This window comes from Thalassotalea sp. PP2-459, assembly GCF_001913705.1.
Classification (GTDB): Bacteria; Pseudomonadota; Gammaproteobacteria; order Enterobacterales; family Alteromonadaceae; genus Thalassotalea_C; species Thalassotalea_C hakodatensis.
The window spans coordinates 25,741-40,918 of record NZ_MKQD01000053.1; the positions used below are offsets into that span (position 1 = coordinate 25,741).

Here is a 15,178-nt window from a genome sequence, read left to right on the forward strand (position 1 = left end):
ATTAACCCTTATAGGTGATGATTAGTCGATCGGTGCTGTATATTCGAAAAAACGAAGTACAGCTACCATACCAATAAAATTAATGAGTGCATAAACGATGGCAATATCTAAAAAATCAGGTCGCCCCATGAGATAACCAACAACAGCAATAAACAAAACAGTTTTAGTGCCAAACATATTAACACCGAGGATTCGGTCATAAACGGTTTCAGCTTTAAATGCTCGTGCTAAAGCTAATGCCATGACCACTAGAATTGTAATACATACAGCGGCAAGAACGGGTGTCATTCGTTTTCTCCCCAAATAATTTTTAATTTATTTTCCATATCACCTTTCTTAAGTCTATCAATAGATTTTTTTTGAAGCGCGTGGACTGTTAATTCATCACCTTCTAAATCTACACTCAGTGTTCCTGGTGTTAAGGTAATAGAGTTGACGTATAAAACACGAGAATTATGCGGTATTTTGCTGACATTTATTTTTGATAATGATGGCGATACACTTTTAGAGGGGCCCCAAACAAGCTTAGTTACTTGTAAACTCGAGCGGATGATTTCGCTAATTAACCATAAGAAGTAACGCAAAACCCTATACCCGGTACTTACTGACTTTTCTTGTTGGTCAACGTTATCCATGCGTTTAATCACAACAATAACAATAGCAACTGATATTAAACCAAAGGTGAGCAGTAATGGTTGATAATACCCAGAGAGCAGAAGCCAGAAACCGAAAAGTAATATTGCCCATTTCAACAGATGCATAATCGTGACCTTTTTGTTATCACTAAAACCTAACGGACTTCTAATAATTTTTATATTCAATTCGTTAACTTACATTACAACGTAAAAGCACAGGCTTTTTATATTAAACATGCTACTTTGATAGATAATCTGTTAAAGGGTTAGTTACACCCGTTCGACGGCTTTATCGGCAAACGTCGATACGTATTATCTGTTAGCAGTAATTTATGTTGTATAGGTTAACGCTATTTCGTCGAAGGTTCTCGTTATAATGTTTATATTAGTTATTGTAAATTATACGAGTTTTCAGTTTATGTCTAATAGTATCGTTTGTAAAATAGATTCATTATTATTATTAGAAAACTGTTTAAATATTTATGATTGCTGCTTACCTGAATTATCTTTAATTCATTGATTTTTAATCTTTAAATTATATTTTCGTTGTTGCTTAACTATTACTGTTACTAATTTTCTTGTGCCAAAATATTCTTCTGGTACAATCAGTTCACTTTTAATTAACGTCGTTGCGTGGAGCCTTATGGTTATTAAAGCACATAGTCCGGCAGGGTTTGCTGAGCAGTATATAGTCGAATCCATCTGGAATGGGGGCTTTCCTCCAGGATCAATTTTACCTGCAGAAAGAGAGCTTTCTGAATTGATTGGAGTAACCAGAACGACACTTAGAGAAGTATTACAGCGATTAGCTCGCGATGGCTGGTTAACCATTAAGCACGGTAAACCAACTAAAGTGAATAATTTCTGGGATACATCTAGTTTAAATGTGCTTGAAACACTTGCACAATTAGATCAAGAGGGCGTTCCTGACTTAGTTGATAATTTAATGTCAGCTCGCACAAACATCAGTGCCATCTATGTTCGTGGTGCAATCAGAAACAATCCTGAAAAAACCATTGAACTACTTGAAGCGTATAAAGATATTGAAGATACTGGTGAAGCGTACGCTGAATTTGATTACCAACTCAATAAAGAATTGGTGGTTGCATCAGGCAATCCGATATATTTATTGATTTTAAATGGCTTTAAAGGCTTATATTCTCGTATTGGTAGTTTATATTTTGCTCACCCAAAAGGTAGAGAAATCTCGAGAGCTTATTACGATAAACTTATTGAATTAGCAAAAGAAAATAAATTTGATGATTCAGTTTTAACCGTGCGTAAGTATGGTGTTGAATCAGGAAAACTGTGGCTTGAGCTTAAAGATGACGTATTAAAAGAGCTTTCTGCTTAATTGCATTGTTAATATTGAAGAAAGTAATGGCGAGCAACGTGTCGTTAGCTCGCTTTTTCTTTTTCTAATGCGGGACATTGCGCGATAACCTTTTCTTCGCCGTTATGTTCTTCAACTAACCTAACGTCAAATTGCCATAAGTAATGTAAATGTTTCATGACCTCTTCGCTCGATTCGGCTAGCGGAATTTCATTGTGGGGTGTGTATTTTAGGGTTAATGATCTATCGCCACTCACATCTGCGTTTGTTACTTGAATATTAGGCTCAATATTACTTAAATTGTATTGATTAGAAAGTGACGTTCTTAATGCTTGATAGCCTGGCTCATTATGTATCGCTGCAATTTCAACAAAATTTTCTTTTTCATCATCGTGAATATGGAAAAGTTTAAAATCACGCATTAGTTTGGGTGATAGAAATTGACTAATAAAGCTCTCGTCTTTGAAGTTTTCCATTGCAAAGTGCAGCGTTTCTAACCAGTCGCTGCCGGCAATATCAGGGAACCATTGTTTATCTTCTTCGGTGGGGGCTTCGCAAATCCGTTTAATATCGATGAACATATTAAAACCAAGAGCGTATGGATTTATGCCTGAATAATATGGGCTGTTGTAATCGGGCTGTGCAACAACATTAGTATGGTTGTGTAGAAACTCGATCATAAATTGATCGCTCAGTAACCCTTCATCGTATAAGTGGTTCAAAATAGTGTAATGCCAAAAGCATGCCCAGCCCTCGTTCATCACTTGTGTTTGTTTTTGAGGGTAAAAGTATTGTGATACTTTTCGTACTATTCGCACTATTTCACGTTGCCAAGGTTTTAATAATGGCGCATTTTTTTCAATGAAGTATAAAATGTTTTCTTGTGGTTCTTTTGGAAAGTTATCTGCATGTTTGGTCTTTATTTGTTTATCAGCAGGTAACGTGCGCCATAAGGTGTTCACTTGAGACTGTAAGTATTGTTCACGTGCGGTTTGACGTTTAAATTCTTCTTCGAGTGAAATTTTTTGTGGGCGTTTGTATCGATCAACGCCATGATTCATGAGTGCATGGCAAGCATCTAAACAAGATTCCACCTCATCTATTCCATATTTATGTTCGCATTTTGCTATGTAGTTTTTAGCAAAGAGTAAGTAATCAATTATTGAACTGGCGTCAGTCCATGACTTAAATAGGTAATTTCCTTTAAAAAAACTATTATGGCCATAACAGGCATGCGCCATCACTAACGCTTGCATCGTTATTGAATTCTCTTCCATTAGATAAGCAATACACGGATCTGAATTGATGACAATTTCATAAGCGAGCCCCATTTGACCTCGTTTATAGTTTTGCTCCGTTTGAATAAATTTTTTCCCATAAGTCCAATGGTTGTAACCTATAGGCATGCCAACACTGGCGTAAGCATCCATCATTTGCTCAGCGGTGATTACCTCTATTTGATTTTTGTAGGTGTCTAATTTGTAATGTTTAGCAACACGAGCTATTTCTGTTTGATACTGATCTAATAGTTCGAAGGTCCAGTCAGGGCCATCAGATAACATCTTCTTTTTAACCATTTCAGCTTCCTCCAAATAGGGCAGAGTACTACGCTACTTGTTGCGTGTTTTTCTTAAAGAGCTCTCTAAATACAGGGTAAATATCATCTGCTGTTTGGATATGTTGCATAGCAAAATGTGTATTTGTTTGCGCTACTTTTTCATATTGTTGCCATAGTGTTTGATGAGCGCGCTGGGTAATTTCAATATAGGAAAAGTACCGACAGGCGGGCATAATTTTATCCATCATTAATTGATAGCAATGGGGTGAATCATCTGCCCAATTATCGCCGTCAGATGCTTGTGCCCCGTATATATTCCATTCTGTTGGGTTATATCTGTCATTGATGACTTGTATCATTAACTCTAAAGCACTTGATGCGATAGTTCCGCCAGTTTCTTGTGAATAAAAAAACTCTTGTTCATCGACTTCTTTTGCTTGGGTGTGATGGCGAATGTACACCACATCAATTGTGCTATAGGTACGCGTTAAAAAAAGATACAGTAAAATGTAGAAACGTTTAGCAATATCTTTAGTGGCTTGATCCATAGAGCCAGAAACATCCATTAAACAAAACATCACGGCTTTTGATGTAGGCATTGGTTGGCGAGCATAATTTCTAAACCGTAAGTCGAAAGTATCGATAAAAGGTACAGCTGCTATTTTCTTTTCGAGGGCGTTTATTGCTTTTTTAAGCGTCTTTATTTCTGCTACGTGATCAAACGTGTCTGCTTCAAGATCAGCAAGTTGTAATTGTAAGGCTTTTAATTGTTTTCTTTTTGAGGATGTCATCGCAATGCGGCGGGCCACAGAGCCTTGTAATGATTTTACAATGTCAATGTTTGCTGGCACACCTTCAGCACAGTAACCAGATCGAACAGTTTTGTAATCAATTAATTTATTGAGTTGGTTTTTCTCTAGATTAGGTAATTCCAGATCTTCAAACAGTAAATTTAAGTACTCGTCTTTAGAAATTGAAAAGACAAAATCGTCTTCCCCTTCGCCACTATTACTTGCTTTACCTTGACCTGAGCCTTGGCCACCTTGTTGTGGCGGACGTTTAATGCGATCGCCTGCACTATATTGATCATTTCCTGGGTGTACTCGATCACGCACGCCGCCTTTACCTTGATGAAAAACAGGCTCGGATAAATCTTTTTTCGGTATGGTAATGCTCTCACCACTTTCTGTGTCGGTGACACCACGATTATTTATAGCGCGCTCAACCGATTTTTTAATTTGCGACTTATAGCGCCTAATAAAGCGTTGTCGGTTCACCGTACTTTTATTTTTACCATTTAACCGTCGGTCAATAAAGTTTGCCATGATTACTGCTCCTGCCAAACGCTTGTTATGACGCTTTTCTTACACGTAAATACCACTCAGATAATAGTCTTACCTGTTTTTTGGTATAGCCTTTAGCCATCATACGTTTGACAAAGTCGTCATGTTTTTGCTGATCATCATTGGAGGTTTTTGCATTGAATGAAATAACTGGCAGTAGGTCTTCGGTATTCGAAAACATTTTCTTCTCTATCACAGTGCGCAGTTTTTCATAACTGGTCCAATTAGGATTTTTACCTTTGTTATTTGCACGAGCCCGTAGAACAAAGTTAACAATTTCATTGCGAAAATCTTTCGGATTGCTGATCCCCGCGGGTTTTTCAATTTTCTCTAGTTCATTGTTTAATGCTTCTCTATCGAATAATTGCCCCGTTTCCGTATCGCGATATTCTTGATCTTGTATCCAAAAATCTGCATAAGTTACGTAGCGATCAAATATGTTTTGTCCGTATTCTGAATAAGATTCTAAATAGGCGGTTTGAATTTCTTTACCAATAAACTCAATGTATTGTGGCGTTAGGTATTCTTTTAGGAAGTTTACATAACGTTCACTGGTTTCTTTAGGTAGTTGTTCTCGTTCGATTTGTTGTTCGAGTACATAAAATAAATGGACAGGGTTGGCAGCAACTTCTGCGTGATCAAAATTAAAAACACGTGATAATATTTTGAAGGCAAATCTTGTTGAAAGCCCTGACATACCTTCATCTACGCCTGCATAATCTCGGTACTCTTGAAAAGATTTTGCTTTAGGATCGGTGTCTTTAAGACTTTCTCCGTCATAAACGCGCATTTTAGAAAAAATACTTGAATTTTCTGGTTCTTTTAATCGTGATAACACACTAAATTGCGCTAATGTTTCTAAGGTATCAGGCGCACATTGTGCGTGACATAATTCACTATTGGTTAGCAGCTTTTCATAAATTTTAACTTCTTCAGAAACACGCATACAGTAGGGTACTTTAACAATGTAAACGCGATCTAAAAACGCTTCGTTATTCTTATTATTTCGGAATGTTTGCCATTCAGATTCGTTAGAGTGAGCTAATAAAATTCCATCAAAGGGTAGGGCTGACAAACCTTCTGTTGGATTGTAGTTGCCTTCTTGCGTTGCAGTTAGTAAGGGATGTAATACTTTTATTGGTGCTTTGAACATTTCTACAAACTCCATTAACCCTTGGTTTGCTCTGCATAAGGCGCCTGAGTAACTGTATGCATCTGGATCATTTTGGGCGAAATGTTCTAATTGGCGGATGTCAACTTTACCTACCAGCGCAGAAATATCTTGATTGTTATCATCGCCAGGCTCTGTTTTTGCGATAGCAAGTTGATCAAGGATAGAAGGGTAGGCTTTTACAACGTCGAATTTGCTGATGTCGCCTTTAAATTCATGTAAACGTTTGGCAACCCAGGGTGACATAATGGTATTTAAATAGCGTTCTGGGATCTGATACTCTTCGAGTAAAATTTTACCGTCGGCATTTTTATCGAATAAACAAAAAGGATGATCATTTACTGGGCTACGTTGTCCGTTTGCGCTAAGCACGTAAATAGGCTCTTGCTGCATTAGGGCTTTTAATTTTTCAGCAAGCGAAGACTTTCCCCCACCTACTGGACCAAGTAAATAGAGTATTTGCTTCTTTTCTTCAAGCCCTTGAGAGGCATGTTTAAGGTAGGAAACTATTTGTTCTATTGCTTCTTCCATGCCGAAAAACTCTTTAAAGGCAGGGTAGCGAGAGATGACGCGGTTTGAGAAAATACGTGATAATCGGGGATCATTGGCAGTGTCGATCATTTCGGGTTCACCAATGGCTGATAATAGGCGCTCTGCTGCACTTGCGTACGCCATTTTGTTGTCTCTACATAAAGACAGGAACTCTTGCACTGAACAAGTTTCTTCCTGAAGTTCATCATATCGAGATTGATAATGTTTAAAGATGCTCATAACCGTCTCCTCGAAAAATGTACTCGAATGCGGTGGCGCGACTGCTTTCAGTTAACGGGCTTTACTGTACGTTTACTAAGTTAAGCAATTCTTGCCAAGGCAATTAAAAGTCTTAATTTTTAAAGCGCTACTTTAAGCTTAGTACGGATTCTTTAAGATGATAGAATTTATCGAGAGAAATATATAACCATGAAATATAACGAGGTAGAACGTCATCAGTCAGACATAAAAAAACCAGCGGCAGTGCGCTGGTTTTTTAGCAAGAGTTTTTTACTTAAGCAAAATTTGCAGAAGCAAATTCCCAGTTAATTAATGCCCAAAATCCTTCTAAATAGCTTGGGCGAAGATTACGGTAATCAATGTAGTAAGCATGTTCCCATAAATCCACTGTCATTAACGGTGTTAAACTATCATCAGTTAATGGCGTAGCTGCGTTAGACGTGTTTACAATATCAACACCGCCATCCGCTGTTTTCACTAACCATGTCCAGCTTGAACCAAAGTTATTCACTGCTTTCTCGTTAAAAGCGGTTTTGAATGCTTCAAATGAACCAAACTTTGCATTAATTGCTTCTGCAAGTGCGCCTGTTGGCTCACCGCCGCCGTTAGGGCTTAAGCTGTTCCAGTAAAAAGTATGATTCCAAATTTGTGCTGCGTTATTGAAAACACCACCGTCTGAAGCTTTAACTATGTCTTCTAAAGATTTACCTTCGAAATCAGTACCTTCAATTAAGCCGTTTAATTTTACTACGTAGGTATTGTGATGTTTACCGTAGTGATACTCTAAAGTTTCTTGTGAAATATGTGGAGCAAGTGCATCCATCGCGTAAGGTAATGCTGGTAACTCAATAGCCATTTATACTCTCCAGGAATTGATTAGAAATATTTATTTTGCCCTAAAATAAATTAGTGGTTTGAATTTAAAATAATCCGAGTAAAATACTCAGGTATTTTTAATTATGCATAGTGTACTCAAATATATAGGTATTGCTAGCCCAATTATCAAGGCTAAGCGCTTTTATTTAAATATTTTTATTATTAGTAGTTACATCATTGAATAATGGCAATGTAATCTCCACTATGTATTGTGTTCGCGTAAATAGATAGAGGCATAAAATGGATACAGTAGAACGTATTAAACAGCAAATCGCAGAAAACAGCATTTTACTATACATGAAGGGTTCACCTAAGTTACCAAACTGTGGTTTCTCGGCACAAGCGTCTCAAGCATTAATGTCTTGTGGTGAAAAATTTGCTTATGTTGATATTTTGCAAAATCCTGATATTCGCAGTGAATTACCTATTTATGCCGATTGGCCTACATTCCCTCAACTATGGGTTGAAGGTGAGTTAGTAGGTGGTTGCGATATTATTATTGAGATGTATCAGCAAGGTGAATTAGCGCCTCTAGTAAAAGAAGCAGCAGAGCGTGCAGCTGCAAAAGAACAATCAGAAGAAAAATAATTTTCAGAACAGGTTGAATTTATTCCTGATGCCTCAATACTATTGAGGTATTAGTAAACATACATAAATAACATTGGAGAATAAAATGAGTGTATTAGTGGGTCGTCCGGCGCCAGATTTTACGGCAGCAGCAGTATTAGGTAGCGGTGAAATTGTAGATAGCTACACATTATCCGAAGCAATTAAAGGCAAAAAAGCTGTTGTATTTTTCTATCCTTTAGACTTTACATTTGTTTGTCCATCAGAGCTTATTGCATTCGATCGTCGTATTGAAGAATTCAAAAGTCGTGGTGTTGAGGTCATTGGTGTTTCAATTGATTCACAATTCTCACACAATGCATGGCGTAACACCCCAGTAAATGAAGGTGGTATTGGTCCAGTTCAATACACGTTAGTTGCTGATGTTAAACACGAAATTTGTCAAGCATATGATGTTGAACATCCAGAAGCTGGTGTTGCATTCCGTGGTTCATTCTTAATTGATGAAGAAGGCAATGTACGTCATCAAGTAGTGAATGATTTACCATTAGGTCGTAACGTTGACGAAATGTTACGTATGATCGATGCTTTACAATTCCACCAAGAGCACGGTGAAGTATGCCCAGCAGGTTGGAATAAAGGTGATAAAGGTATGACTGCTTCACCAGAAGGTGTTTCGTCTTACTTAACGGATAACGCTGATAACTTATAATTTAAGTTAATGCTTTTTAAAAACCGACGTATAACGTCGGTTTTTTGTGCCTTTCAAACGTTGCTTTGCAATAGCGGGCTATTCCTACAGTAATATGCCTTGAATTCAGCAAAAAAGTACCTCGTTAGAAAGAACAACATTTGTTAGGCTATTGAACTTATTAGTATTACACTATTTCTTATGCAAACCTGAGGTTAATATAGGTTAATGGGTGAAGAGACATTAAAATATTAAGTTTGCCAATAGTGATTACTGCGACTTTTTATGTAACGGGGATTAAACAAAATAGACAAATGCATCTATGATATAAGATAGCACCGACCGTTAAGGAAAAATATGCAGTTACCAAAGTCTATTTATGAAAACCTTCCTTACCTCTATTTTTTGATCAGTGGTGCAATTTTAACACTAGGTGAAACAAGCCATGTATTCATTTTTTCAGCATTTATTTTTTATATGGCGGCTTGCATTGTTTTGGTCAAAAGGTCGGCATTTCGTCGTTTAGATAAACAGTACCGTAAACAAAACAAGAGATGGTTACCTGAACTTATCTATGAATACTTACCATTTGTTTATCTTGCGATTGGTGTATTTTTACTGATGATTGGAACAAGTGATTTGCTTCAATTTTCTGCGTTTGCATTGATTGTTTGGGCGGTAAGAAACCTAGTTTGCCGGCGTCATAATCGACAACGTAAACAATCGCTGTTTTAATCGTTGCTAACGGGGTCAACTGCAGAGGAGGCGGGTAATGGCCATCCACCTAATTGTTGCCACTTATTTACGATGTAACAATAAAGTTCTGCAGTTTTCTCAGTGTCATATAGCGCAGAATGCGCTTCTTTGTTATCAAAGGCTAATCCCGCTGCTTCGCACGCTTTTGCTAAAACGGTTTGTCCAAGCGCCAAGCCTGATAATGTTGTGGTATCAAAACTGACGAAAGGGTGAAAAGGGGTGCGTTTTATTGAACAGCGCTCAGTAGCTGCATTAACAAAGCCTAAGTCAAAAGCAGCGTTGTGCGCGACCATAATGGCACGTTTACAGCCAGCAGCTTTCATTTTTTTACGAATAAATTTAAATGTTTCTTTTAATGCTTCGCTTTCTAAAACGGCAGCCCTTAGCGGATTAGTTGGGTCTATTCCGGTAAACTCTAATGCTGCAGGTTCAAGGTTTGCTCCTTCAAAAGGCTCAACATTAAAGTGTATGGTTTCATCGAGTGATAACATGCCGGTTTCTTCATTAAAAGATAGCGTAGTAGCTGCTATCTCTAATAATGCATCTGTTTGCGCATTAAAACCTGCGGTTTCTACATCAACAACAACGGGAAAATACCCTCTAAAACGCTCTGAAAATTTATACGTTGTTGGCGTTTCAATGTTTGATTGCTGGTTACTACTGTTATCGAGCATTAATTTTTTATCTTTGGACGTGCTTTGTGGCTATTATCGCAGAAATTTTTAGTGAAAACTAACTCGATGGAGAATAAATCGTTATCAATTCGCAGTTTTACATCACTTGCGGTAAACTCATTATGACGTTGATTGTTTTCTAGCCTTTGGTTGTGTGAACTTTCAATTAATTTTATCAGATTAATGACCTATTTAGACATGTGAACAAGATATGGGATTCCTTGCTATGTTCACTCGTGTTGTTGTTAAATAATTTTTAAAGTAATTTTGAACCGTGCCGATATAAGTTTTAAGCCAAAAAATTGAATAGTGATTATGAAAAAAATACTTATTGCTGCCTCAATCGCCTTGTTTGTAAGCCAAGCTAGTGCTGGTATTCGACAATATCAAGCAGATATAGCAAGTTCTAAGTGGCACTTGGTCGATGAATCAAGGCTACAATGTACGTTATCGCACAGTATTCCCAATTATGGTGAAGCCACATTTTCTGCGAAAGCAAATCGAAATTCAAATATGCTCTTTGAGTTAGATATGCTTGGTTTACCCGATAACTATTCATTAGCGGAAGTACGTTCAGTTGCGCCTAATTGGCGACCAGGTAATGCCGGTAGAACGCTCGCGAACATGAAGCTTCATAAACAGTTTTCTCCTGATCTCCCTAAAAAAGTTGCGTGGACATTACTTTCTGAATTAGAAAAAGGCATGTCACCGACCTTCTATTATAATGATTGGTACAACGATCACGATAAAGTGTCAGTAGGGTTATCAACTTCACGTTTCCACAAGGCATATCAAAAATTTGTTTCGTGTGTTGGTAACTTATTAAACTATAGTTTTGATGATATTTCATATACGGTGTTAAATTTTGAATTTGGTAGCGATAAATTTACTAAAGCGTCGAAAAGAAAAATTAACATGATCAGAGAGTATTTATCGTTAGATCAAGAGTTAGATATTGTGTTAATTGATGGCTTTACTGATAGTTACGGCGGTAGAAATACAAACTTAAAAACGTCTGAGAAACGTGCGAATAAAATACGCCAATATTTTATTGAAAATGGTATTGAACCTAGCCGAATTGAAGCGAAGGGTTATGGTGAAAAGCGCCACATAGCCTCTAACCAAACGGTTTTAGGTCGAGCAAAAAACCGCCGCGTTGTGATCAGAATGGACAAACCTTAAATGTAATTTTCAAGAATAAAGTCTTTTATTTACAAGGCTTTATTCTTTTTTGTTACGAAGAAAAAATCAGTGCTTATCACGTAAATAATTCCTGCAATTATTCCCCATAAATGTGCATCTATCGCAACATTCGCATCAATCATATTGGCGAGTTGCTCGCTAGCGCCGAATAATTGTTCATAACCAACCTTAATGAGCACGCCAGCAAGAAGAAGGTAGCCGGTGTGATCTTTTTGCTTTATGTCTTGAATAGCACCCCAAATAAATAATGCGTGTAGTACCCCTGACATACCTACGTATCTTTGTAACTCTGGTGAACTGTAATAAACACCGACACTAACAATAATGGCTGCAATAAACATAAGTAAAGGAAATTCATAGCGATAATAATAACGGCGATGTAGTAAAAATAATAACGCTAAGGCTGCCAAATTAAGTAGTAAATGGAGGTGGTTTGTATGTAACATGTGACTGGTAAGCAGTCGCCATAACTGTCCTTGCTCAAGAGAAGATCTGTCAAATTCAAAGAGTTGATAATATTGTTCATTTAGGAAAAATGCTAAAATACAAATGAGAAAAAGCGCTATTGGATAAAGATCTGTACGGCGTAGTGGGAAAGGTAATAGCATAGGCATATAATGGCTTTTTAAGTTGGCTGTCTCGTGTTAATAATGTAGTGGCATACCATAGGGTTTCTTTGCATTTTCAGCCTGCTAGTTTCTGTTTATCAATCACATAATTCAAGATTTTATTTATGCCTAGAGCAATATGCCAAAGTTGTCAGCGACCTAAAACCAGTTGTATTTGCCGTTTATTTGTTTCAATTATCAATGATATTGAAATTGTTATTTTACAACACCCAAGTGAGGTTAAGCAAAGCAAAGGTAGTGTTACGTTGTTAAAGGGCTCTTTGCAAAATTGCCATGTATTGCAAGGAGAGTCTTTTAAGGGTAATGCCGATTACCAAAAATTATTTTTGCAAAAAAATCATAACACGGTTTTGTTATATCCTAGTGATAAATCTGCATTAATTAGTCAGCTGAGTAACAAAAATCATCAACAAGGTGCAATTGAAAGAATAATTTTATTAGATGGTACATGGAAGAAGGCCTATCGAATGTATATGTGTAACCCTGAACTTCACTCGTTACCGCATATTCGCTTACCTGATAATATATCTAGCCTATATGATGCTAGATCAACCACTAAAAAAGGTGGCTTATCTACTTTAGAGGCTGCTTGTCATACATTGTCAGAATTAGAAGACAATGATATAAAATACCAAGAATTATTAAATAGCTTTAAAGCGTTTAACCAACAACTATTAGCCTTTAGACCTTCTACTTTATGAGGAAATTACTTTTGTTTAAGTCGTACTCCGTTACAAGTGCATTAATTGCGAGTTTATTCGTTTTTCAACCTATGCAAAGCTGGGCTAGTAATACCCCATATCATGTTCAAGAAGATAGGGAGCCTGAAGCAGCGACTGGGATCACGGTTAAGCAGGCTGTAATTAAAAAGCAGTTTATGGTTGCTGCCGCAAACCCTTATGCGACGAAAATTGGTTATAATATTTTAGATCAAGGAGGTAGCGCTATTGATGCCGCTATCGCTGTGCAATTAGCGTTGACCTTAGTGGAGCCTCAATCATCAGGTATTGGGGGAGGCGCCTTTATTCTTCATTGGGACAAAAAGCATCAACATTTAACAACGTTTGATGGGCGAGAAGTTGCACCAAAAGCAGCAACGCCTGATATTTTCTTAGATAAAAAAAATAAAGCTGTTCCATGGATTAAAGCAGTAGTTGGTGGGCGTTCTGTCGGCGTTCCTGGAGTGTTGGCGGCGCTAAAAAAAGCGCATGATAAATATGGTAAGCTTCCTTGGAAGCACCTTTTTACTGATGTGATAACGCTTGCCGAAGAGGGTTTTATCGTTTCACCTCGTTTACAAAAATTAGTTGAAATGCAATACAACCCAGGCATCACTGAACTTGATGAAATTAGGGAATACTTTTTCCCTAATGGTCATGCAGTAAAAGCGGGCGATACACTGAAAAATAAAAAGTTAGCTAAGGTGTATCGTAGTTTATCAGAAGAAGGTATCAGTCCTTTTTATCAAGGCTGGATTGCAAAGAGTATCGTCAAGGCTGTGCAATCTTCACCGGTAGCTCCTGGCAAGCTGTCTATTGAAGATTTAGCAAGCTATCAAGCGAAAGAAGTGCCACCAGTATGTGGTAGCTATCGTGATTACCGTATATGCGGTATGGCGCCTCCTAGTTCAGGTGGTGTTGCGGTATTGCAAATTCTTAAACAACTTGAACCTTTTGACATAGCAAAATTAGCTTTTGAAGATGCGCAAACAGTCCATTTATTTACACAAAGTTCGCGTTTAGCTTTTGCTGATAGAGCAAGATACATTGCAGATGATGATTTTGTTAACGTGCCTACAAGTACGTTAGTGAGTGAACAATACCTTAATCAACGAAGTAAACTCATTAATATTCATCAAGATATGGGTAAAGCAACAGCAGGTGAAGTTGAATCATTAACAGCATTAGCTGATAACGTATCGATAGAGTTACCTTCAACGAGCCATATTTCGATTGTTGACGCTGACGGTAATGCTATCTCTATGACGACGAGTATTGAAATGGCATTCGGCTCTGCAGTGATGACAGAAGGTTTTATATTAAATAATCAGCTAACAGATTTTTCATTGGCACCTACGGTTGATGGTAAGTTGGTTGCTAACCGTTTAGAGGCAAATAAACGACCAAGAAGTTCTATGGCACCAACCATGGTGTTTAATGGAGATGATCTGACACTGGTGGTTGGATCGCCAGGAGGCAGCAGAATTATTAACTATGTTGCTCAAACTATTATGGGGGTATTAGATTGGGGGCTTGATCCGCAACAGGCGATTAATATGCCTAAGGTGACTAACCGCAATCGTATTACCACCTTAGAAAAGGGAACGTCCATAGTGGATTTAGCAACAGAACTAAAAGCGAAAGGGCACGAGATTGCCATTCGTGACTTAAATAGTGGTATTCACGCTATTGAAGTAAAAAAGTCTAGTTTAGTGGGGGGAGCTGACCCAAGACGTGAAGGGACAGTAATGGGGAAATAAAAAGCCCGAGTATTCTCAGGCTTTTAGCTACTTCCATGCTCGTATGTTAGAACGGATCTTTTAAAATTTTATTGATGACCCAAGTATCGTCTTTTTGAATTAACGAGATCCGTTTAACATCTTTATATACTTCTCCGTGGTAAGTTCCATCAAAATAAACGGTAATGACGGCTTGATCTTTAAATTGCTCTCTCACTTTTACACCGGTATCGTCTGGCTTAATTTCTACTTGATCAAATGACATGTTAAATAAGTGACGAGCCACTGCACGAGGTGACTTGTAATGTAAAATTATGCGCGCTAATTTGGGAGAGCAAACAGACGCAGCTTTCTGTACATCTCTTTCGTTATAAAGTGCATGAAAAAACGCTATGGTGATTTTCTCAGGGTTGTCTAATTCTTTAATCTCATCTTCATTACCGCCACAAGCAGCTAACATGGCCAAACAAGGTAGGATAATAAGTAAAATATATTTTCTCATGATGATATTAC

16 protein-coding genes are annotated in these 15,178 nt (G+C 37.6%); 7 read left to right on the top strand and 9 right to left on the bottom strand.

Annotated elements, in window-relative coordinates:
- Positions 1–21: 21 nt before the first annotated feature.
- Both BI291_RS13180 and BI291_RS13185 read right to left on the bottom strand, forming a co-directional pair.
- A complete protein-coding gene (locus BI291_RS13180; protein ID WP_074499238.1) occupies positions 22–288 on the bottom strand; it encodes a monovalent cation/H+ antiporter complex subunit F in 267 nt (88 codons plus the stop codon).
- Positions 285–761 (bottom strand): Na+/H+ antiporter subunit E, encoded by a 477-nt coding sequence (locus tag BI291_RS13185; protein WP_074499239.1) that lies wholly within the window; start codon positions 759–761, stop codon positions 285–287. Before BI291_RS13185 ends, BI291_RS13180 begins: the two co-directional genes overlap by 4 nt.
- 517 nt (positions 762–1,278) lie before the next feature.
- Here BI291_RS13185 and fadR point away from each other — a divergent pair.
- Complete coding sequence (gene fadR / locus BI291_RS13190) at positions 1,279–1,989, top strand: fatty acid metabolism transcriptional regulator FadR (RefSeq protein ID WP_074499240.1); 711 nt, start codon at positions 1,279–1,281, stop codon at positions 1,987–1,989.
- Between the two features lie 44 nt (positions 1,990–2,033).
- Here fadR and BI291_RS13195 read toward each other — a convergent pair whose 3' ends face one another.
- From BI291_RS13195 to BI291_RS13210, 4 genes are all read right to left on the bottom strand, one after another.
- On the bottom strand, positions 2,034–3,545 hold the full coding sequence (locus tag BI291_RS13195) for a SpoVR family protein (protein ID WP_074499241.1): 1,512 nt from the start codon (positions 3,543–3,545) through the stop codon (positions 2,034–2,036).
- A gap of 28 nt (positions 3,546–3,573) precedes the next feature.
- Positions 3,574–4,851: a YeaH/YhbH family protein gene (locus tag BI291_RS13200; RefSeq protein ID WP_074499242.1), complete on the bottom strand. Its 1,278-nt coding sequence runs from the start codon at positions 4,849–4,851 to the stop codon at positions 3,574–3,576.
- A 25-nt stretch (positions 4,852–4,876) separates the two neighbouring features.
- Positions 4,877–6,811, bottom strand: a complete 1,935-nt coding sequence (locus BI291_RS13205; RefSeq protein WP_074499243.1) for a PrkA family serine protein kinase — start codon at positions 6,809–6,811, stop codon at positions 4,877–4,879.
- Positions 6,812–7,085: 274 nt separating this feature from the next.
- Positions 7,086–7,667, bottom strand: coding sequence for a Fe-Mn family superoxide dismutase (locus BI291_RS13210; RefSeq protein WP_074499244.1), 582 nt, complete (start codon positions 7,665–7,667; stop codon positions 7,086–7,088).
- A gap of 260 nt (positions 7,668–7,927) precedes the next feature.
- Here BI291_RS13210 and BI291_RS13215 point away from each other — a divergent pair, with 260 nt between their 5' ends.
- From BI291_RS13215 to BI291_RS13225, 3 genes are all read left to right on the top strand, one after another.
- Positions 7,928–8,275, top strand: coding sequence for a Grx4 family monothiol glutaredoxin (locus BI291_RS13215; protein WP_074499245.1), 348 nt, complete (start codon positions 7,928–7,930; stop codon positions 8,273–8,275).
- An 85-nt stretch (positions 8,276–8,360) separates the two neighbouring features.
- Entirely contained in the window at positions 8,361–8,966 is a 606-nt protein-coding gene (locus tag BI291_RS13220; RefSeq protein ID WP_074499246.1) for a peroxiredoxin, read from the top strand.
- A gap of 336 nt (positions 8,967–9,302) precedes the next feature.
- Positions 9,303–9,680: a hypothetical protein gene (locus tag BI291_RS13225; RefSeq protein WP_074499247.1), complete on the top strand. Its 378-nt coding sequence runs from the start codon at positions 9,303–9,305 to the stop codon at positions 9,678–9,680.
- Here BI291_RS13225 and rnt read toward each other — a convergent pair.
- Positions 9,677–10,375, bottom strand: a complete 699-nt coding sequence (rnt, locus tag BI291_RS13230) for a ribonuclease T (protein WP_074499248.1) — start codon at positions 10,373–10,375, stop codon at positions 9,677–9,679. The two genes, BI291_RS13225 and rnt, sit on opposite strands and share 4 nt — an antisense overlap.
- A gap of 315 nt (positions 10,376–10,690) precedes the next feature.
- Here rnt and BI291_RS13235 point away from each other — a divergent pair, with 315 nt between their 5' ends.
- Complete coding sequence (locus BI291_RS13235) at positions 10,691–11,557, top strand: OmpA family protein (RefSeq protein WP_074499249.1); 867 nt, start codon at positions 10,691–10,693, stop codon at positions 11,555–11,557.
- Between the two features lie 29 nt (positions 11,558–11,586).
- Here BI291_RS13235 and rrtA read toward each other — a convergent pair whose 3' ends face one another.
- Positions 11,587–12,192, bottom strand: coding sequence for a rhombosortase (gene rrtA / locus BI291_RS13240; RefSeq protein ID WP_074499250.1), 606 nt, complete (start codon positions 12,190–12,192; stop codon positions 11,587–11,589).
- Positions 12,193–12,311: 119 nt separating this feature from the next.
- Between rrtA and BI291_RS13245 the strand changes: the two genes are divergently transcribed.
- Together BI291_RS13245 and ggt are read left to right on the top strand one after the other, a co-directional pair.
- Positions 12,312–12,908, top strand: coding sequence for a tRNA-uridine aminocarboxypropyltransferase (locus BI291_RS13245; RefSeq protein WP_074499251.1), 597 nt, complete (start codon positions 12,312–12,314; stop codon positions 12,906–12,908).
- A complete protein-coding gene (ggt, locus tag BI291_RS13250) occupies positions 12,905–14,686 on the top strand; it encodes a gamma-glutamyltransferase (RefSeq protein WP_074499252.1) in 1,782 nt (593 codons plus the stop codon). The genes BI291_RS13245 and ggt overlap by 4 nt, the downstream gene beginning before the upstream one ends.
- A gap of 46 nt (positions 14,687–14,732) precedes the next feature.
- On the opposite strand, the gene BI291_RS13255 is transcribed toward ggt, so the two are convergent.
- On the bottom strand, positions 14,733–15,167 hold the full coding sequence (locus tag BI291_RS13255) for a hypothetical protein (protein WP_074499263.1): 435 nt from the start codon (positions 15,165–15,167) through the stop codon (positions 14,733–14,735).
- Positions 15,168–15,178 lie beyond the last annotated feature (11 nt).